We start from the raw sequence: 19975 nt of genomic DNA, 5'->3' as shown, positions 1-19975 counted from the left end.
GCATCATTCCTTGCTGTCGTCCTTGGCCGGCTCCGGCGCCGCAGCGCGGGCGGGCGGCGCTTCCTCCGCCTCGTCTTCCTCACCCTCGTCGCGGGGAGCGGGCGATGTCTTGCGGGCGCGGCTCGGAGAGGCAAGCTTGGCCTCGCCGCTCGCCTTGCTGCCATTCGTCTTGCCTGCGCCTGCCTTGTCCGCGCTCGCCTTGCCCTCGCGGGTGACAGCCGCGGCAATGCTGCCAAGTGACTGCTCGACGCCTTCGAGCCCCTTGACCAGAAGCTCAGGCGTCGCTGCGGCCGGCTCCATCTCGGTCAGCCGCTTGTGGATCGCGAAATTGAGGTCGCTGGTGACGCGGCCGACGATGTCGACATCGGCGACGACGCAGACCAGCTCGAAATCCATCGTCGAGGTGCCGATCTTCTTGAACATGACCGCCGGCGGCGGCTTCTGCATCACGTCGCCGTGGCCGGTCGCGACCTCGCTCAGCATGCCGCGGACATCGCCTGCATCGAGGCTGCGCGGCACGGACAAGGCGATCAGGATGCGCCCCGTCCGGTCGTTGCGGACGCGGTTGCGTACCACGCCCGAGACCAGGTTCGAATTCGGCACGATCACCGAAGCACGGTCGAAGGTCGCGATCTCGGTCGAGCGGACATTGATCTTCTTGACGATGCCCTCGGCGTCGCCGACCACGACCTGATCGCCGACGCGGATCGGCCGCTCCCAGAGCAGGATCAGCCCCGAGACGAAATTCGACACCACCGACTGCAGGCCGAAACCGATACCGACCGAGAGCGCCGATGCGACCAGCGTCAGCCGCTCCAGGCTGAGGCCAAGCGCCGAGACCGCGATCGCGACGGCGCCGACATAGCCGACATAGCCCGCCGCCGTGGTGATCGAGTTCCGCAAGCCCGTATCGAGCTGCGTCGTCGGCAGGAACTTGGTCTCGAGCCAGCCCTGCAGTGAGCGCGTCGCCCCGAGCCCGGCCGCGAACAAGAGCCCGGCGATGAAGATCGAGGACAGGGAGATCGTGACGCCGCCGACCTGGAAGCCGAAGAAGGCCGCCCGCAGCGACGACAGGAAGTCGGCCGATTCCAGCCCCCACGGCGCCAGCACCATCAGGAAGGTGATGACGATCAGGACGAGCTTGAGCGCGCCGGCCGCGATGACCGCGATCTTGTCCAGCGTGCCGGTGCGGATGCCGAGCCCGGCCTTCAGCGTCAACGCCAGGCGACCCTTCCCGGTCAGCGCCTGCGGAATGCCGAGATCGACGAGCTGATAGACGATCACGAAGACGCAGGCGACGATGCCGACCCAGAGCACCTGCTCGGTCAGGAAGGAGGCGAAGATGACGTAGCCGCTCAGCACCGCGAGCGACATCACGAACCCGATGATCCAGCCGAAGATGCGGATCGGCCCCAGGCTCGCGCCGTCGACCGCGACATAGGGGCCGAGACAGGCTTCTTCCTCGACCTCCTCGTCGTCGCGAAGGCGATAGAGCCCCGCCACCAGCGTCACCGCGAAGATGATGACGAGGATGCTGCGCAGGATGATCGACACGGCGAGGCCTGCCGCGATCGCCGTCAGCCACGCTTCCAGCACCTTGCTGATCGACAGGACCAAGGCCAGCGAGGTTCCCATCCAGACCACGATGCGCGCGGTCGAATCCATCACGCTGACCAGCCGTCGCTGCGGCTGGCTCGGCGCGAACAGCGCATCGAGCAGTGCCTGGACAAAGGCGACGATCGCCAGCCCGGCGACCGCAGCCGCGATCACCGGCTGGATGCGGAGCGGGAGCAGCCCGGCGGTGTTGAGCGCGGCATAGATCAGCCAGCTCGCCAGTGCCGGCGGCGCCGCGCCGGCCACGACATGGGCCAGCGCGATGTAGAGGGAATGCAGGCTGTCGCGATCCTGCGTGGTGCTGAAACGAGCCTTGAAGCGCGGCAGATAGCGGCTGCGCGCGAAATAGAGCAGCCCCGCCCCGATGAAAGCGAGCGCGACCAGCGCGCCGCGCGCACCCGACAGCGCCTCGGCGACACCCGACAGCCAGCCTCCGAAGATGTAGCCGGAGGCACGCAGATCCTCCGGCGCCGTCGCGATCGCGCTGCCCCACATGTCCGGGCTGAGAACGCTCGGGCCCGCCGCAAAGAGCACCTTGGCGAAGAGCTCGCGGCGCCGGTCTCCGATCGACGCCTGCAGCTGTTCGGCCTGGAGGAACGCCGCCCGCGCAATCTTCATCGTCTCGTCGGCGTCCGTGAAGGCCTTCTGGCGCGCCTCGCGCTCGCGCGTCACCTCGGCGCTCTCGGGCGGCGCCGAGGCATCGGGTTTCGGGCCGAGCTGGTCGAGGCGCAGCTTCGCCTGCTCGACACGCGGGGTCTGCTCCTCGACGATCTGGCGAAGCTGTTCGAGCGACGGCTGCAGCCGCACGCGCTGGCGCTGCAATTCGGCCTCCGTCGCACTCGGAGCGGCCAGCGTGGATTCGATCTGGGACAGCTCGATGCGGATCGCATCGAGCCGGGCGCGCGCGGGCGCAGGCTCGGCGGCCGGCTGCTGCGCGAGGGCCTGTCCCGCGCCGGACAAGGCCGCCAGCAGCAGCATCGCGAGAACGAGCACGAAACCGCCAAGACGATGCCTAGGTGCGGGCGCTTGCCTCATGCGCACAGCCATTCCGGTCGGGCCTCGCTCAGGATGGTGATTCGGGTGTGGCTCGACCGTCGCCACAGCTCCGTTCCCAAGGCAAGCGGCCCCAGGCGGGGCGTAGCGCGATCGATCGAAGGGCAAGAGCAAGACCTGTCTGCAAGGTTGGAGATGGGAACCGGCGCCCCGCGCTGCCGAAGCGGCATATGGGCGGCCCCTCAATCCCCCGCAAACGGGTCATCATCATGGCGCCGGGAGCAACAATGCGGCTTGCCCCCGCTTGCCGCGTCAGCCCTTCGCCTCCGATTTGTCCTTGTCGGAAGTCTTGTCCTTACCGGCCGCCTTGCGCTTCGGCGCGTTCCGGTTGCGATAACTCGCATTGCCCAGCCCGGTCCCGATCGTCAGGACCGCCCAGTTCTCGACATCCTGCATCGCCGGCAGTTCGCTCAGCCCCTGGATCACCGCATCGTTGTGCATCGTCACCTGGGTCTCGTGATCGCCGATCTCGGGCACCAGCTCGCGAATGCTGTCGACCAGGTTGAAACGGCTGCTCTCCCAGTTGCCCGGCAGGTTCTGAGCGCCGCGGTCGATCGCACCATCGGGCTCGATCAGGCCGGGGCAGCCGACCCCGATGAAGGGCGCGACGCGCAGGCCGTCCTTCTTCGCCTGCCTGAGCTGTGCCTGCAGCATCTCGCCGAGCCGCGCGATCGCCTCGTCCCGGCGCGGCTCTTCATCGGCATGCCGCCAGAGCTCGGAGGATGCGACACGCGCCTTGCTGAGATCCGCGGCCTTGTCCTGGCGCAGCTCGACGATGCCGGCACGGATGTTGGAGCCGCCGATATCGACGGCGACGAGGCTGTCATAGGCCTCGAATATCCATTTCGGCGCCAGATGGGCGCTGCCGACCAGCCCCGCCTCGTCGGGATGATGGCTGACCGGCACGAGATCGATCCTGTGCCCGTCCGTGCTCAGGATGATGCCGGCGCGGCCGATGGCGAGCTCGCCGACACGGCTCTCGCGAAAGCCCCCGCCGATAACGATGCGCTCGACCGGAGCCCAGCTCTTGAGGCGGGTGAAGCGCCGGATGACGAAGGCGAGCGACTGCGCGAATCGCTCAATCGCGCTAAGCACGAGCGCCGCCTCATGTGGGTCGCCGTCCTTCAGCAGCGCATCGAGCTGCTTCTTGCTGACCTCCGCCGTCGCGCCTTTCAACGGATCGCCGCCTTGCTCACGCAGATGCTGGCGAAGCGCGTCGAGGTGCTCGACGAAGGCGCTGCGGCTCGCCTTGTCGCCGACGAAGCCGTCCTCGTCGCGGATCTCGAGATTGTAACTGGTGACGCTGACGGACGGCAGTTCGGGTGCGCCATGCAGGCCGTGCGGGCGCCCCTCGCGATTCCGTGTCGTCCCTGCCGCAGCGGCGCCCATGGCATCCTCCCCCTGAAGTGCGTCGAAAGGGCAACCCCGGATGCCCTGCGAGGTTCCGTGACGATGCGGCCGAGCACCGCCTGAGAGCTCCGCGGCGGCGCCCGACGCATGGCGCGCCTGCGCCGGTCGCGGTGCATTCGGTACCGCTGCCGGTTGACCCGCCAACCGGATCACCGCTCCATGGGCCCGACTGCAAGCGACGCCGCGAACCGGCGCGTGAAGGGGCCCGGCGATCCGCGCTCCCGGGGGATGACATGGTGGATTACATCGTTCGGGCGGCGCTGATCGGCGTCGGAGCAACCGCGCTGCTCGATCTCTGGGCGCAGTTCCTCAAGCACGCCTTCGGCCTACCGGCGCCGAACTGGGCGATGGTCGGGCGCTGGTTCGCCCATCTCCCGCGTGGTCGCTTCATTCATGAGGATATCGCGAAGGCCGAGCCGGTCGCCAACGAGCTCGCCATCGGCTGGATCGCGCATTACCTCGTCGGCATCCTCTTCGCCGGCATCGTACTGGCGATCTGGGGCATTGGCTGGGCCTACAACCCGACCTTCCTGCCGGCGCTGATCGTCGGCCTCGCCACCGTCGGCTGCGGCTGGTTCATCCTGCAGCCCGGCATGGGCGCCGGCATCGCTGCCTCGAAGCGCTCCAATGCCAACACCTTGCGCCTGATGAACATCATCGGCCACACCGTCTTCGCGATCGGCCTCTACGCTATCGCGTTGCTCACCCGCTGAACTTCAACTTTCAGAACTCCAGTCGAGACATCACCATGGCCAGCACACTCTTCACCAATGCCCGCATCGTCGACGGCACCGCGCCGGAAGCCGGCGCACCCGTCAGCGTCCTCGTCGAGGGCGGCACGATCCGTGAGGTCGGCAAGTCAGTGACGTCGGCCAAGGCCAAGGTCGTTGACCTCAAGGGCAAGACGCTGATGCCCGGCCTGATCGACGCCCATGTCCACGTCGTCGCCGGCGTCGCCGATCTCGGTCGCAACGCGGCCCTGCCGGATTCGCTCGTCGCCGTCCGTTCGCTCGTGATCATGCGCGAGATGCTGATGCGCGGCTTCACCACGGTGCGTGACGTCGGCGGCGCGGATTTCGGACTCAAGCAGGCGACCGAAGAAGGCCATTTCCCGACGCCCCGCCTCGTCATCTCCGGCAAGGCGCTGAGCCAGACCGGCGGCCATGCCGATTTCCGCGGTCGCTATGACGACGCGACGGCGCCGGTCATCCGCCACCGGCTCGGCGCGCTCGGCCGCGTCTGCGACGGTCTCGACCAGGTCCGTCGCGCCGCGCGCGAGGAAATCAAGGGTGGCGCCGACTTCATCAAGATCATGGCCAATGGCGGCTGCGCCTCGCCGACTGACCCGATCCATTTCCTCGGCTTTTCCGTCAGCGAGCTGGAAGCGATCGTGGAGGAAGCGCGGATGGCCGGAACCTATGTCTCGGCCCATGTCTACACCGACCAGGCGATCCGTCGCTGCGTCGAGGCGGGCGTCCACTCGCTCGAGCACTGCAACCTGATCGAGGCCGAGACGGCGAAGCTCGCGGCGTCGAAGGGCGCGGTCGCGGTGCCCACGCTCGTTACCTATGACAAGCTCGTCTCGGACGGCCCCAAGCTCGGCTTCCCGCCGGATTCGGTCGCCAAGGTCGACGTCGTGCGCTCGGCCGGCATGAACTCGCTCGCCGTCATGAAGAAGGCCGGGCTCGCCATGGCCTATGGCAGCGACCTTCTCGGCGACATGCACAAGTACCAGTCGGAGGAGTTCGTGATCCGCGGCCGCGCCCTGCCGGCCCATGAGGTGATCGGTTCCGCCACCCATGTCGCAGCCAAGCTGCTCAAGCTCGAGGGCAAGATCGGCACGGTCGCGGCCGGCGCCCATGCCGACCTGATCGTCGTCGACGGCGACCCGCTCAAGGACCTCTCGCTGCTGACCCGCCAGGGCAAGCACATGCCGATCATCATGAAGGGCGGCGCCTTCATGAAGCGGGCGAGCCTGGGCTGAAGGCAACAGGCGTCATGCTCGGGCTCGACCCGAGCATCGCCTGACAAGAGATTCTCGGGCCTGCGCTTCGCTACGCCCGAGAATGCCGGATTGCCTCACGCCCCGAGGTCGAGAATCCGCGTCTCGTAGGCGTAAAGCCGGCGGAAGCCGAGGCTGCGATAGAGCCCGAGCGCGATCGCATTGGTCTGGTCGACCTGAAGATAGGCGCTGTCGCAGTCCATCGCCCGCGCCCAGCCCATCAGCCCGACGACAAGGCGCCGGCCGAAGCCGTGGCCACGATGGGCGGGATCGACCACGATGCTGCCGATTTCGGCCATGCCGCGCTCGGCCACGCTCATGCCAAAGGCGACCGGCTCGCCCGCGACCAGCCAGGTCGCGAAGGCCGCCGGCAGGCGGACGGCATCGACGATGGCGGCGAGCTTGTCGGCATCGGCCTTGATGCCCGGCTGACGCGAGGCGACCCCCGCGATCCACTCCTGGCTCGGGCGTGCCTCGATCTGCAGCTCGGGCTCGACCTCCGGCACGATGTCGGCGAGCTGCCGGATCAGGCCGAAGGACGCGTCCTTGACCCGGTATCCTCGCGCCAGCGCCATGGCCCGCGTCGCCTCTCCGACGAGCGGGGTCAGCCGCATGCAGGGCGGCAGCCCATCGGCCCGGTAAAGTTCCTCGATCAGGTCCAGCGTCGCCTCGTCGAGCTCAGCGCCCGGCTTCAGCGGCGAGGCGGAATTCGCCCGGCCGGAATAGCCGCCGGCAAAACGCACCACCCAGTCGCCGATCAGCAGCGTCGCCGGAGACGGCCAGGCATTGACGATGCGGCGCTCGCAATCGAGCACGAGGTGCAGATCGTCCGCGGCGATCTCCGGCTGGCCGAGGCCCGGTTGGAACTGCGTCATCATGCACCCCCTGTCGGCTGGCGCGGCGTCGGCCGCCAGTTCGGCGGTGCCATTTCGAAAGCCTCGAAGACGAAGCCGGGCGCGACCGTGCAGCCGACCAGCGTCCAGGCACCGAGCGAGGTCGCGCTCTGCCACCAGCCGGCCGGCACGACGAATTGCGGGCGCTGCCCGGCGGCGAGATCCGTGCCGAGATGGTGCGCCGAAGCGTCATGGCCATTCGGCGAGACGCTGATCACCAGCGGCGCCCCGGCATAGTGATGCCAGATCTCGGCGGCATCGACGCGGTGCCACTCCGAGGTCTCGCCCGTGTCGAGCAGATAGTAGATCGCCGTCGAGACGCTACGCCCCTCGGCCTCGCGCGGATCGCGAAAGGTCTCGCGGTAGTGTCCGCCCTCGGGATGGGGCTCGAGATCGAGCAACCGGATGACCTCGGCAGCGGTCAGGCCGTTGAGCGTCGCGTTCATGGCGTCGCTCAGAACCGGTTCTTGGCTTCGCGCAACGCGGCGAAGACGTCGCCGGCAGGTGCGCCGACCAGGCCCACGGCAGCGGCGAGAGCGCTCTCGCCTGCCCGGAAGAAGGGGTTGGTCGCGGCCTCCTCGGCGACCGTCGTGAGCGCCCAGAAGCGCCCCTGGGCCTTGGCCGCCTCCGCTTCCGCCAACCTCGCCTTGAGCACGGCATTGGCCGGATCGACCGAAGCGGCGAACCGGGCATTCGACAGGGTGTAATCATGGCCGCCGAGCAGCCGGGTATCGCCAGGCAGCGCCATTAGGCGCGACAGCGAGGTCCACATCGCCGCCATCTGGCCGGGCTGCACCCGCCCGCAGCCCATCACGAAGACGACGTCGCCGACCAGCGCGAGCCTCGCCCCGAGCGAGACGAAGCTGAGATGCCCGTCGGAATGACCGGGCGTGTGCCAGATTTCAAAGCTCTCGCCGCCGAACGAGACGCTGTCTCCCTCCTTCAGAATGCGGTCGAGCGGGGCGGAGGCCGCCGCATCCGCCGGTCCGCAGACCCTGGCACCGGTCGCCCGCTTCAGTTCGGCCACGCCCTGCGTGTGGTCGTGATGGGCATGGGTCACGAAGATGTCGGTGATGGCCCATCCCCTGGCCTTCGCCGCGGCCATAACATGGCCGGCATCGGGCACATCGACCGCCGCGCACGCCTTCGCCACGGGATCGTAGAGCAGCGCGCCGGCGTTATCGCTGAGAGTGCGGAAAATCTGGAGATCGAGCGGCATGGGGGGCTCCGGAACGCGGCTGACCCTTCGGTGCATAGCGAATGGCGTCGGCAGAGGCCAGCCTTGCACCGGGCTACCGGTCGGCCCTGCCCGCAGCCTGGCTGCCGCTTGGGCCTTGCGCGCATCGGCGCGGCACCACATCTTGCGGCTCCATGTCCCTCGACGTCGCCGATCTGCGCGCCTTCTATGCCAGCCCGCTCGGCCATGTGGCGCGGCGCTTCATCGGCACGGCAATGCTGCGCTTCTGGCCCGACTGTGCCCGCCAGCGTGTGCTCGGTCTGGGGTTCTCGACGCCCTATCTTTCGGTCTTGGGCGCGAATGCCGAGCGGGTGATCGCCTTCATGCCGGCGGCTCAGGGCGTGGTGAACTGGCCTTCCGACGGGCTCTCCGCCTCGGCGCTGGTCGAGCCGACGCTGCTGCCCTTGCCAACGGCCTCGATCGACCGCGTCGTGCTCGTCCATGCGCTGGAGGAGACCGAAAGTCCCGACGACCTGATCGAGGAGGTCGGACGCGTGCTTTCGCCCGGAGGCCGGATGATTCTCGTCGTCCCGAACCGGCGCGGCCTCTGGGCCCGCATGGACGGCACGCCCTTCGGCCAGGGTCGCCCGTTCAGCCGCTCGCAGATCGAGGCCTTGATGCGCGCCGGCGAGTTCTCGCCGGAGAACTGGACCGAGGCGCTCTATGTGCCGCCGCTGCGGCGGCGCCTGCTGATGCGCTCGGCCGCCGCCTGGGAGCGCATCGGGGCCGGGCTCGCACTGCCCTTCGCCGGCGTGCATGTGATCGACGCGACCAAACAGGTCTATCGCCGCATTCCGCTGCGCGCGACGCGTCGCAGCTTCGCCTTCCGCCCGATCCTGCTGCCCCAGCCAAGCCCGACGCAACGGACCGACAGCACCCGTGACGGCAAGCCGCCGGGTTGACAAAAAAGCCGGCGCGCGACCAAGGTCCGCCGCTTTTCGCAAGCCGGTTCCACACGACGCTTTGATGCGCAGGGACCAACCTGGCGCGAAACCTGAACTGGATCACGATGCGTAGCTATCTGGATTTCGAGAAACCGGTCGCCGAGCTCGAGGCGAAGGCGGATGAATTGCGGGCCCTGGACGCCAAGGGCGACGGCTACGCGCTTTCCGACGAGATCGACAGGCTGGAGGCCAAGGCCGGCCAGGCGCTGAAGGAGCTCTACGCGGTTCTGACGCCCTGGCAGAAGACGCTCGTCGCACGCCACCCGCAGCGGCCGCATTTCAAGGATTACTGCGCCGGCCTGATCGAGGAGTTCACCCCACTGGCCGGCGACCGTGCCTTCGGCGAGGACGAGGCCATCGTCGGTGGCTTCGGCCGCTTCCGCGGCGAGCCGGTCTGCGTCATCGGCCAGGAGAAGGGTGATTCGACCGAGACCCGCATCCGGCACAATTTCGGCATGGCCAAGCCCGAGGGCTATCGCAAGGCCGTCCGGCTGGTCGAGCTCGCCGACCGTTTCGGCCTTCCCGTCCTGAGCTTCGTCGACACCGCCGGCGCCTATCCCGGCATCGAGGCCGAGGAACGCGGCCAGGCGGAAGCCATCGCGCGCTCGACCGAGACCTGGCTCGGCCTGCGCACGCCCAGCATCGCGCTGGTGATCGGCGAGGGCGGTTCGGGCGGCGCGATCGCGATCGCCGCGGCCAGCCGCGTCATCATGATGGAGCATGCGATCTATTCGGTGATCTCGCCGGAAGGTGCGGCCTCGATCCTCTGGCGCGACACCGGCCGCGCCCAGGACGCCGCCACCGGCATGAAGATCACGGCGCAGGACCTGCTGAAGTTCGGCATCATCGACCGGATCGTGAGCGAACCGACGGGCGGCGCGCATCGCGATCGGCAGGCCGCGATCGGACGCGCCGGCGAGGCGATTTCGGCGTCGCTTTCGGAGTTGGCGGGCTTGTCGCAGGACGAGATCGTCGACCGGCGCGCGGAAAAATTCCTGGCGATCGGGCGCACACTCTGACGCCGCGGGACGGCGCTTGGCGCGCTCCAAAGGCACACGGCTTTAACCTGCCCTTGACCATGTGGCCTTAAGGGCAGCCCCTGTGGTAAGGAAGCTTCAAGCCTAACGCTTCTAGAACAGCAGGACGGGCACAATTTGGCCGTCTTGCGAAGTCACAGGTCGCGCTCCTCCGTGGCGACCCATCATGGGATTGACGACGTGGCATTCAAGCAACTCGCGCTCGTGGCTTTTGTTGCATTGACCTTGGGCGCCTGCGAGGAGGACCGTTATCGCGGCTCCGCCCGCCATAACATCCCGATCCCGGCAGCGACCTATGCCCTGATGTCCGAGAAGGGCATGAGCAAGGACCAGCCGATCCTCATCCGCTCCTACAAGAAGGAGTCGGAGCTCGAGATCTGGAAGCGCAAGGCCAATGGCCAGTATGCCCTGCTGAAGACCTATCCGATGTGCCGCTGGTCGGGGCAGCTCGGCCCGAAGGTGCGCGAGGGCGACCGCCAGGCGCCGGAGGGCTTCTACGCCATCACCCCGGCGCAGATGAACCCGAACTCGTCCTTCTACGTCTCGTTCAACATGGGCTATCCCAACGCCTATGACCGCTCCTATGGCCGCACCGGCGCGCATCTGATGGTGCACGGCGCCTGCTCCTCGGCCGGCTGCTACTCGATGACCGACGACCAGATGGGCGAGATCTATGCGCTCGTCCGCGAGGCCCATAATGGCGGCCAGAAGGCCGTGCAGATGCAGGCGCTGCCCTTCCGGATGACGCCGCAGAACCTCGCCAAGCACCGGCTCGATTCCAACATCGCCTTCTGGAAGAACCTGAAGGAAGGCACGGACTATTTCGAGATCACCAGGGACGAACCGCAGGTCGGCGTCACCGGCGGTCGCTATGTCTTCAATGGGGGCGGCGCGGCCGTCGCCCAGGCTGTGCAGCAGAAGCGCCAGCAGGACGAGTCCGAGATCGCAGCGCTCGTCGCCAAGGGCACGCCTGCCGTCAAGCTGGTCTATGACGATGGCGATCAGCATTCGTCCTTCAAGAGCGCCCTCGTCGCGAACGGCTCCGAGTCCCTGAACCGCTCGGCCTCCTGGGGCTCGCGCGATGTCGGCATCAGCCGTCCGGACGCGCTCACGGTTGGACCGCGCGTCGCCGTTCTCGACGACAAGGGCAAGACGACGGCCACCTTCCGTGCAACCTCGGCCGACAACGACGCCGTGCTTGCCGCCGCCTCGGCGGCTGCCCCCGAGCCGGCAAAGCCCGAGCCTGCAAAGCCGGAGCCGGCCAAGGCGCAGGCCGCGCCCAAGCCGGCCGCTGGCACGGCCGCGACTCAGGTCGCGCGGGTCCTGCCCGGCAATGCCGCGCCGCTCCCCGCCGCCGCCGCGTCCACGGGTTTCGCGACGGCTTCCGAGGAGAGCGTGCCATTCTACCGCCGCGCCCTCAGCTTCGTGCCGCTGATCGGCGGATCGGCCCCCGCCGAGCCCCAGGCCTCCGCGCCGGTTGCTTCGGTCGTGCCGTCCACGCCGACCAATGTCCGCGCGCCCCTGCCGCCGCGCCGCACCGACAAGTTGCGCACGACGCAGCTGGAACAGCCGGATGCAGCGTTCGCCAGTCAGCGGATCACCCGCTAGGAACGACCGCGACGTGACGGAAATGCAACATCACGTCGCTTTGTCGGCTTAGACTATTTCTCAGGCGCAAAGGCCCCGCTCCGCGGGGCCTTTTGCTTAAGAACTATGCATCCTGCCGAAAAGCTTGCCTTGCCGAGAATCAAAATCGCTCGCCTAGATTGTGGCGGAAACGGGCCGGAATTCGCGGCCCGACTGGCACGGAGCATCTAATGGTCTTCGATTTCGTCCGTTCTTCGGTCACTGGCCTAACCCTATCGCTCGCTGCCTTCGCTGGCGCTGCGCAAGCCGCCGATCTTCCCAGCCGCAAGGATGCGCCGGTCGCTCCGATCCCGCCGAGCATCACCTGGATCGATGTCGCCGTCAGCATCAAGGGCATGACGGACTACAACTTCCGCGGTATCTCGCAGACCGATCGCAAGCCCGCCGTCCAGGGCGGCGCCGAGCTGCAGATCTACGACAACCTGTTCTACCTCGGCGTCTATGCCTCGAATGTCGACCTGGCGACCCGTCCGGACGCCGAGATCGATTTCTACGGCGGTATCCGTCCGAAGTTCGGCGATCTGACCGTCGATCTCGGTGTCTGGCAGTATTACTATCCGGCCGAGAAGGCGTTGATCGACGCCGGTGGCGTGCACTGGACCCCGAAGAACACCGACTACACGGAAGTCTACGGCAAGCTCTCCTACACCTTCGGCGGCAGCCTGACGGTCGGCGCCAATGTCTTCTACGCCTGGGACTGGCTCGGTACCGGCGCGACGGGCACCTATGGCTCGATCACCGCGAAATATGCCCTGCCCTTCCTCGAGGGCCTCGCGGTCTCCGGCGAGCTCGGCCGCTACTGGCTCGGCACGACCAATCAGGCGATCTGGTCGACCACGCCGCCGACCAACCTGCCTGACTATACCTACTGGAACGCCGGTATCTCCTACACCTGGAAGAACATCACCGCCGATGTTCGCTACCACGACACCGACCTCTCCAAGGCCGACTGCTTCCTCCTGACGGCGGATCCGCGCGGCATCAACAACGGCACGGGCCGGTCGAAGTGGTGCGGCGCGACCGTCGTCGGCACGCTGTCCTTCGACATCACCGCGAGCAGCGTCGGCATCTTCGCTCCGGCCAAGTAAGCCGCCTGCGCAGCAGGCCGCCTCTCGGCCGAGCCTGCCTCAGGAATCGAAAAGGCCGCTCGCAAGAGCGGCCTTTTTCCATTCTGGCCCGGCTGCCTCAGTCACTTCTCGAGCGCAGCCGCAATCCTGCGCATCATCTCGCCGATCGAATCGCATTCGGCGTCGCTGAGCACGGTCATCATCGCCTCGAGCCTGGCGACATGGATGGCCATCGCCTTCTCGGTCAGCTCATTGCCCTCCGGCGTCAGCCAGAGCCGCCGGACGCGCCGGTCGGTCTCGTCGCTGCGCCGCTCGATCAACCCGCGGCGCTCGAGTTCCGGCAGCAGCATGCTCATGGCGCTGCGGCCGACGAGCAGCTTCTCGGCGAGCGCCTGCTGGGTCAGCCCCGGCACATGCGCGATATTGGCGAGCACGTCGTAATGCGCGAGCTGGATTCCGAGCGGCGCCAGCGCCTCGCCGAACACCTTCTTCCAGAGCTGATGCACCCGTGCGACCGCGATCCAGTTGCGGAAGCGCGGCAGCTCCCAGGGCAGAAGGCGGGCCTTCTCCTGAGGCATAGACGTCTCTTGCTTTTTGTTCATGAATGAACATACTCGTTCATGGCTGAACAAATCAGGGTTGACGCCATGGCCACCTCGCTCCTCCGCTTGCTCAGGCCTATCGTCCACGTCTCGGGCATCGTGGCGCCGGGCCTGACCGGCCGCATAGCCTTCAAGGCCTTCTGCACGCCGCCCCGCCGCAAGCAGGGAACCAATCGCACGCCCGCGGTCAAGCCCGCCGCTAGCCGGCTCGACGCCGCGATGCACATATCGGTGCCGTATCCATGCGGCTCGGTCGCGGCCCACCTGTTCGAGCCGGCTACCGAAGGCCAGGCCGAGCCGGCCCCCAGTGTGATCCTGCTCCATGGCTGGACCGGCGAGGCTGCCTTCATGAGCGCCTTCGTGACGCCGCTGCTGCGCGCCGGCTTCCGGGTCGTTGCCTTCGATCTGCCCGCCCATGGGCAATCGACCGGCGCCGAGCTCAACCTGCCGATCGGGGTGGCGAGCCTCGCCGCCGTCGCCCGAGCCTTTGCCCCCGTGCATGCGATCGTCAGCCATTCCTTCGGCGGCTCGATCGCGCTTGCGGCGCTCGCCGGCACCATCCCCGCGCAGCCGCGCGTCATGGCGGAGCGCCTGGCGATGATCTCGCCGCCCGCGTCGATGGCGGAGGTCACGCGCTGGTTCGGCACGGCGATCGGGCTTGGCCGAACCGGACAGAGGGCGCTGGAGGCACGTATCCATAGCGTCGCCGGCGTGCCCGTCACGGCCTTCGAGGGCGCCGATCAGCTCGCGCGCTTCGGCAAGCCGACGCTGCTGCTTCATTGCCGCGATGACCGCGAAGTGCCCTTCGCCCATGCCGAGGAATTGGCCGGGGCCGGCCCCTTCGTGCGGCTCGAAGCGTTGCAGGGGCTCGGCCACCGCCGCATCCTGCAATCACGCCATGTCGCGGCCGCCGTCGCGGATTTCGTCGCCGGACGGGCCGACCGGCGATCGGGTCAGACCCAGCCCATCAGCTCACGCCTGACGACCGCCTCAATCGTGTCGATGCCCTCTGGCGAAGCGTTCAGGCAGGGGAGATAGGCGAACTTCTCGCCGCCATTGTGCAGGAAGATCTCGCGGTTCTCGCCATCGAGCTCCTCGAGCGTCTCCAGGCAATCGGCCGAGAAGCCCGGCGCGACGATCGCCATCGACTTGGTTCCGGACTGGGCGAGCGCCTTCACCGTCTCGTCGGTATAGGGCTGCAGCCATTCATCAGGGCCGAAGCGCGACTGGAAGGTCATCCGGAAGCGCTCGGTGCTGAAGCCGAGTTCCTCGCGCAGCAGCCGCCAGGTCTTGGCGCATTGGCAGTAATAGGGATCGCCCTTGAGCAGATACTCCTTCGGCATGCCGTGGAAGGAGCACAGGATCACCTGCGGCTCGAAATCGAGCTTCGCGAGCGACGCCCGCATCGAGGCGGCCAGCGCCTTGATATGCGCCGGATCATCGAAATAGGGCGGCGCAACCCGGACCGCCGGCTGCCAGCGCATCGTCATCAGGGCACGGAAGGCCTGGTCGCAGGCCGTGGCCGAGGTCGGCGCCGCATATTGCGGATAGAGCGGGACCATCAGGATGCGGTCGCAGCCCTGTTCGAGCAGCGCCTTCAGCCGGCTCTTCACATCGGGAAAGCCGTAACGCATCGCCCAGTCGAAGACGACGCGATCCCCAAACTCGGGAGCGAGCCGCGCCGCAAGCTGCTCGGTCTGCGAGCGCGTGATCGTCTTGAGCGGGCCCTCATCGCGCTCGGTGTTCCAGATCGAGGCGTAGTCCTTGCCCTTGCGGCCGGGACGCACGGTCAGGACGATCAGATTCAGGATCGGCCACCATTTCCAGCGCGGTTCCTCGATCACGCGCCGGTCGGAGAGGAATTCCTTGAGATAGGCCCGCATTGGCCAGTAGCCGGTGCCCTCCGGCGTGCCGAGATTCATCAACAGGACGCCGATCCGCCCGGCCCGCACCACCGGATGGTCGGCGGGCTTCGGCATCTCGTGTTGCAGGGCGGCCGGCTTGGCCTCGAAGGTCGTGTCCAGGGCTTTCATGGACCTGTGATTTAGACGAGTTCCGGCCTTCGTCCAATGCCGTCGCGGCAGGTGCGACACCGGCGATCGGTCTTGCACAGAGCGGGGAACGGGCAGAGCATCGATCGGTCGCCAGCCCGATACCCGATGCGCAGGGAGGGATGCCATGCCGCCGCCCACAGCCAAGGGCCCCGCTTTCGAGATCAAGAGCCGGATTGTCCACGCAAATACGGTGGTCGTGCCCAAGGGACGCTACGCCATCAAGCCGCCGAAGGGGTTGACCGCCAGTGACCTGCGCCTGCCGAAATTCGTTCGGCGCGAGGACATGATGAAGCTCCTGAGCGGCACGCAGAAGAACAATCCGGGCCAGCTTGCCTCGGTTCACGGTCTGGTCACCGCCGAGTTCGCAGTGGCTTTTCCCGATATCGACAAGCAATGGCTGCGCAGCGTTGGCCCCCAGAACCGCGTCACATGGCGCTTCCAGGGCGGGGAGGTCGTTCTGGAGGTGACGATCTCGGTGCACGTCCTCGAGGATGATCGCCCCCTCGACAAGGACCGCCTGAGCCAGAAGCTCTTCGCCGTCATCTGGGAGCACGAGCTGCTGCACGTGCTCGACGACATCGAGATCGTCCGGGACTGGTTGCCTGGCCAGGTTCGCGAGGATGAATGGAGTCGCAAATACCTGATCGGGGCGCAGGAGCTGCCCGATTCCACCTTCGAGCACTACATCCGCAAGGACAATCTCACAGTCTGGTTCAGGGACGGGCCATGGCTGACCGAGCGCAATCGCCGCGCCGGGATCCGCGACTCGGCCGCGAACTACGCCCACGTCAGCGACGAGATCAACACCATCCGTAGCCAGATGACCAATCGCTAGAGCCGTGCGGCGAGCCGCTTGATTGGAACGGCTCGACACTGCGATATTGCCCGCGACGTCACATCATCGCGCCTTCGCTGGGGAAATCACTCATGACCAAGCTGACTCGCCGCAACGCGCTTGGCGTCATCGCCGCCCCGGCGACACTCGCCGCGACCGCACCAGCCGCGATTGCCCAGACGCCCGCGCCGGCCTTCACGCTGCTGCTGCTCAACGACATCTACAAGATGAGCGACGACAAGGGCCGCGGCGGCTTCGCGCGCGCTGCCGGCATCGCCAGGGCCGAACGCGCCAAGGGCGTGCCGGTCCTGTTCTGCCATGCCGGCGACTGCTACTCGCCCTCGCTGATGTCGGGCTTCGACCAGGGCGCCCATATCGTCGCGATGCAGAACAAGATGGGCATCGACGTCTTCGTGCCCGGCAACCACGAGTTCGACTTCGGCAAGGAAAACTATCTCAAGCTCGTGGCGGCACAAAGCTACCCGACCTTCGCCGCCAACCTGCGTGACGCCGCCGGCCAACCTCTGCCTGGCCACAAGGACAGCCAGATCTTCGAGCTCGGCGGCGTCAAGGTCGGCGTCATCGGCACCGCCTATGACCCGACGCCGCAGATCTCCAATTCCGGCGACCTGAAATTCTCCTCGACCATGGAGGCGCTGCGGCGCGAGGCCCGCACCCTGAAAAGCCAGGGCGCCGACATCCTCGTCGCCGTCGTCCATGCCGACCGTGCCATGGACAACGAGATCGTGCGCTCGCGCGTCGTCGACATCCTGCTCACCGGCCACGACCACGATCTCGCCATCGCCTATGACGGCAAGGTCGTGATGGTCGAGTCGAACGAGGAGGGTAACTACGTCACCGCGATCGACATCGCCGTCAGCGTGCGCGGCGAGGGTGCCGCCCGCCAGGTGTCCTGGACGCCCACCTTCCGCGTCAACGATTCGCGTGGCGCGACGCCTGATCCCGACGTCGCGGCGCTGGTGAAGGGCTACGAGGCCGAGCTGTCGAAGGAACTCGATGTCGACGTTGCGGTGCTCGCCGCCCCGCTCGATTCGCGCACCGGCGTCATCCGCACGCAGGAAGCCGCGATCGGCAACCTGATCGCCGACGCGATCCGTTCCGGCACCGGCGCGCAGCTCGCCATCACCAATGCCGGCGGCATCCGCGCCAACAAGCAGTACCCGATCGGCCACAAGCTGACCCGCCGCGACGTGCTGAGCGAGCTGCCCTTTGGCAACGCGACCGTGATGGTCGAGATCACCGGCAAGGACGTGAAGGATGCGATCGAGAACGGCCTGCGCGACGCTCCGCAGGGTGCGGGCCGCTTTCCGGTGGTCTCCGGCCTGAAGTTCGAGGCCGATCTGAAGCAGCCGCAGGGCTCGCGCGTCACCGCTGTGACGGTCGATGACAAGCCGATCGATCCGGCCGCCAAATACACCGTCGCGTCGAACAACTTCATGCTCGAGGGCGGCGACGGTTACACCGCGCTGGCGCGCGGCAAGACGCTGATCGGTCTCACCGACGGCAAGCTGATGGCCAATGAGGTGATGGTCTATCTGCGCAGGCTGGGCACGATCGACGCCAAGGTCGAAGGCCGGGCCGTCCTGAAGTGAGCAGCTCGACCGCGCTCGCGACCTTTCTCGCGAGCGAGCAGGCCAGGGACTGGCGCCGGCTTCCCGTCTTCGCACCCGGCGCCCAGGCCGAACGTGCCTGCGCGGCCGCCGATGCCGAGCGCGTGGCCGGCCATGTCGTCGCACCGGCCCCCGAACGCGTCTTCGCCGCGCTGGCGCTGACACCGCTCGACGGCGTCCGCCTCGTCATCCTCGGGCAGGACCCCTATCCGACGCCGGGCCACGCCAACGGGCTCGCCTTCTCCTATGTCGGCCCGCCGCCACTGCCGCGCTCGCTGGTCAACATCTATCGCGAGCGCAGCGATGATCTGGGCCTCGCCCCGCCGACCGACGGCGACCTGACAGCCTGGGCGCGACAGGGCGTGCTGTTGCTCAACACCGCGCTGACAGTCCGCGAGGGTGCATCCAAGGCCGGCTCGCACCTCCTGTTGGGCTGGGGCGCCGTGACCGACGCGATCATCTCCGCAGTCTCGCGCGACCGCCCCCACGTCGTCTTCATGCTCTGGGGCAGCCCGGCCCAGGCCAAGCGCGCCCTGATCGACGAGAGCCGGCATCTGGTGATCGCCTCGGCGCATCCCTCGCCGCTCTCGGCGCGGCGGGGCTTCTTCGGCTCACGGCCGTTCTCCAAGGCGAATGCCTGGCTGACGGCGAAGGGGGAGAAGTCGATCGACTGGTGAGGCCGGCGGACAGTGCTGCCGGATCCGCGATCCGTCAGCCCACCGGCCGCTCGTCGGCGATAACCTTGCCGTCGTTCGGCAGTGCCCCGAGCGGCAGGATTTCGACCGCACCGCGCAGCTTGGTGATTTGCTGCAGGCTGGCGGAAACCGCATCGACCAACCCTTCGGGCTCGGCATAGATTTCGGCCTTCAGCGTCATCGTGTCGACCTCGTCGGCCCGACCGACGACGAGCCGGAGCTTGTGGATCTCGCTGTGACGCTTGGCGATCTCCGCGACCTGCTCGGGCCGCACGAACATGCCCTTGATCTTGGCCGTCTGGTCGGCGCGGCCCATCCAGCCCTTGATCCGGGCGTTGGTCCGGCCGCAGGCGCTGGCGCCGGCCATCACCGCCGTGAGATCACCGACGGCGAGCCGGATCTGAGGGTGATGCGGGTCGAGATTGGTGACGACGATCTCGCCGACCTCGCCCTGCTCGATCGGATCGCCGGTGCCGGGCCGGACGATCTCGACGATCAGGTTCTCGTTCAGCACCATCCCCTCCCGCGCCGACGTCTCATAGGCGATGATGCCGACATCGGCAGTTGCATAGAGCTGATAGGCGTCGATGCCGCGCTCGCGCACCCAGGCCTGGAGCGAGGGTGGGAAGGCGGCTCCCGAGACGGCCGCCCGCTTGATGCAGGAGATGTCGATGTCGCGGCTCTCGGCCGCCTCGATCAGGATCTTCAGGAAATCCGGCGTGCCGGTATAGGCGCTCGGCCTGTAGGCGGAGATCACCTCCATCTGCTGTTCGGTATTGCCGGGTCCGGCCGGGATGACGGCGCAGCCGAGCGCCCGCGCACCCGAATCCATGATGAAGCCCCCCGGCGTCAGATGGTATCCGAAGGTGTTGAGGACGATGTCACCGGCCCGGAAGCCCGCCGCGAACAGGCCCCGAGCCGCGCCCCAGGGGTCGCGGCCGGTGCCCTCGGGCTCGAAGATCGGTCCGGGCGAGGTGAACAGCCGCCCGAAAGCGCCAGGCTGGCCGGGAACGAATCCGCCGAAGGGCAGCGCCTGCTTCTGCAAGGCCGGAAGTTCGGCCTTGCGCAGCACCGGCAGGGTCGAGAGCGCGTTGCGGTCGGTGATATCCGCGGGATCGATGCCGGCCAGCCGCTCGGCATAGGCCGGCGCCTGCATCGCGGCAACGAGCACGGCTGGCAGCCTCGCAAAGAGGTCGGCCTCGCGAGCGTCGGGGGAGCGGGTCTCCAGATCGTCGTGATGCGCGCTCATGGGTT

18 protein-coding genes are annotated in these 19975 nt (G+C 67.6%); 10 read left to right on the top strand and 8 right to left on the bottom strand.

The annotated features are described in order from the left end of the window. Positions 1 to 3 precede the first annotated feature (3 nt). Complete coding sequence (locus tag VGN82_RS04935) at positions 4 to 2649, bottom strand: DUF3772 domain-containing protein (RefSeq protein WP_327525877.1); 2646 nt, start codon at positions 2647 to 2649, stop codon at positions 4 to 6. Positions 2650 to 2919: 270 nt separating this feature from the next. Then, a complete protein-coding gene (locus VGN82_RS04930; protein ID WP_327525876.1) occupies positions 2920 to 4056 on the bottom strand; it encodes an ROK family protein in 1137 nt (378 codons plus the stop codon). 254 nt (positions 4057 to 4310) lie between these two features. Between VGN82_RS04930 and VGN82_RS04925 the strand changes: the two genes are divergently transcribed. Both VGN82_RS04925 and VGN82_RS04920 read left to right on the top strand, forming a co-directional pair. Further along, the gene (locus tag VGN82_RS04925) at positions 4311 to 4790 is read left to right on the top strand and encodes a DUF2938 domain-containing protein (protein WP_327525875.1); all 480 of its coding nucleotides are present in this window, start codon (positions 4311 to 4313) and stop codon (positions 4788 to 4790) included. A gap of 35 nt (positions 4791 to 4825) precedes the next feature. Then, the gene (locus VGN82_RS04920; protein ID WP_327525874.1) at positions 4826 to 6061 is read left to right on the top strand and encodes a metal-dependent hydrolase family protein; all 1236 of its coding nucleotides are present in this window, start codon (positions 4826 to 4828) and stop codon (positions 6059 to 6061) included. A 95-nt stretch (positions 6062 to 6156) separates the two neighbouring features. Here VGN82_RS04920 and VGN82_RS04915 read toward each other — a convergent pair whose 3' ends face one another. Genes VGN82_RS04915 through gloB form a run of 3 tightly spaced genes read right to left on the bottom strand, consistent with a single transcriptional unit; the run spans position 6157 to position 8191 of the window. Further along, on the bottom strand, positions 6157 to 6954 hold the full coding sequence (locus VGN82_RS04915) for a GNAT family N-acetyltransferase (RefSeq protein WP_327525873.1): 798 nt from the start codon (positions 6952 to 6954) through the stop codon (positions 6157 to 6159). After that, positions 6954 to 7418: a cupin domain-containing protein gene (locus tag VGN82_RS04910; RefSeq protein ID WP_327525872.1), complete on the bottom strand. Its 465-nt coding sequence runs from the start codon at positions 7416 to 7418 to the stop codon at positions 6954 to 6956. The genes VGN82_RS04915 and VGN82_RS04910 overlap by 1 nt, the downstream gene beginning before the upstream one ends. Positions 7419 to 7426: 8 nt before the next feature. Next, a complete protein-coding gene (gene gloB, locus VGN82_RS04905; RefSeq protein ID WP_327525871.1) occupies positions 7427 to 8191 on the bottom strand; it encodes a hydroxyacylglutathione hydrolase in 765 nt (254 codons plus the stop codon). 152 nt (positions 8192 to 8343) lie between these two features. Here gloB and VGN82_RS04900 point away from each other — a divergent pair, with 152 nt between their 5' ends. The 4 genes from VGN82_RS04900 (at position 8344) to VGN82_RS04885 (ending at position 12925) form a co-directional block, all read left to right on the top strand. Then, positions 8344 to 9111, top strand: coding sequence for a class I SAM-dependent methyltransferase (locus VGN82_RS04900; protein ID WP_327525870.1), 768 nt, complete (start codon positions 8344 to 8346; stop codon positions 9109 to 9111). A 107-nt stretch (positions 9112 to 9218) separates the two neighbouring features. After that, on the top strand, positions 9219 to 10172 hold the full coding sequence (locus VGN82_RS04895) for an acetyl-CoA carboxylase carboxyltransferase subunit alpha (protein WP_327525869.1): 954 nt from the start codon (positions 9219 to 9221) through the stop codon (positions 10170 to 10172). A gap of 198 nt (positions 10173 to 10370) precedes the next feature. Beyond that, positions 10371 to 11798: a murein L,D-transpeptidase family protein gene (locus VGN82_RS04890; protein ID WP_327525868.1), complete on the top strand. Its 1428-nt coding sequence runs from the start codon at positions 10371 to 10373 to the stop codon at positions 11796 to 11798. 209 nt (positions 11799 to 12007) lie between these two features. Then, complete coding sequence (locus VGN82_RS04885; protein ID WP_327525867.1) at positions 12008 to 12925, top strand: TorF family putative porin; 918 nt, start codon at positions 12008 to 12010, stop codon at positions 12923 to 12925. A gap of 101 nt (positions 12926 to 13026) precedes the next feature. Here the strand turns inward: VGN82_RS04885 and VGN82_RS04880 are convergent, their stop codons facing one another. After that, the gene (locus tag VGN82_RS04880) at positions 13027 to 13482 is read right to left on the bottom strand and encodes a MarR family winged helix-turn-helix transcriptional regulator (RefSeq protein WP_327525866.1); all 456 of its coding nucleotides are present in this window, start codon (positions 13480 to 13482) and stop codon (positions 13027 to 13029) included. A gap of 69 nt (positions 13483 to 13551) precedes the next feature. On the opposite strand from VGN82_RS04880, the gene VGN82_RS04875 reads away from it, so the two are divergent. After that, positions 13552 to 14544: an alpha/beta fold hydrolase gene (locus tag VGN82_RS04875; protein ID WP_327525865.1), complete on the top strand. Its 993-nt coding sequence runs from the start codon at positions 13552 to 13554 to the stop codon at positions 14542 to 14544. Here the strand turns inward: VGN82_RS04875 and hemH are convergent. Further along, positions 14460 to 15485, bottom strand: coding sequence for a ferrochelatase (gene hemH, locus VGN82_RS04870; RefSeq protein WP_327525990.1), 1026 nt, complete (start codon positions 15483 to 15485; stop codon positions 14460 to 14462). The genes VGN82_RS04875 and hemH overlap by 85 nt on opposite strands. Positions 15486 to 15684: 199 nt before the next feature. Here hemH and VGN82_RS04865 point away from each other — a divergent pair, with 199 nt between their 5' ends. The 3 genes from VGN82_RS04865 to ung all read left to right on the top strand — a co-directional run bounded on the left by VGN82_RS04865 (position 15685) and on the right by ung (position 18703). After that, complete coding sequence (locus VGN82_RS04865) at positions 15685 to 16395, top strand: hypothetical protein (protein WP_327525864.1); 711 nt, start codon at positions 15685 to 15687, stop codon at positions 16393 to 16395. A 92-nt stretch (positions 16396 to 16487) separates the two neighbouring features. Next, positions 16488 to 18008 (top strand): bifunctional metallophosphatase/5'-nucleotidase, encoded by a 1521-nt coding sequence (locus VGN82_RS04860; protein ID WP_327525863.1) that lies wholly within the window; start codon positions 16488 to 16490, stop codon positions 18006 to 18008. Beyond that, positions 18005 to 18703 (top strand): uracil-DNA glycosylase, encoded by a 699-nt coding sequence (gene ung, locus VGN82_RS04855; protein WP_327525862.1) that lies wholly within the window; start codon positions 18005 to 18007, stop codon positions 18701 to 18703. The genes VGN82_RS04860 and ung overlap by 4 nt, the downstream gene beginning before the upstream one ends. A gap of 34 nt (positions 18704 to 18737) precedes the next feature. Here ung and VGN82_RS04850 read toward each other — a convergent pair whose 3' ends face one another. Continuing rightward, positions 18738 to 19970, bottom strand: a complete 1233-nt coding sequence (locus VGN82_RS04850) for a phenylacetate--CoA ligase family protein (protein ID WP_327525861.1) — start codon at positions 19968 to 19970, stop codon at positions 18738 to 18740. Positions 19971 to 19975: the final 5 nt, after the last annotated feature.

This window comes from Allobosea sp., assembly GCF_035999205.1.
Classification (GTDB): Bacteria; Pseudomonadota; Alphaproteobacteria; order Rhizobiales; family Beijerinckiaceae; genus Allobosea.
This window is presented reverse-complemented; position numbering and strand designations above follow the sequence as displayed.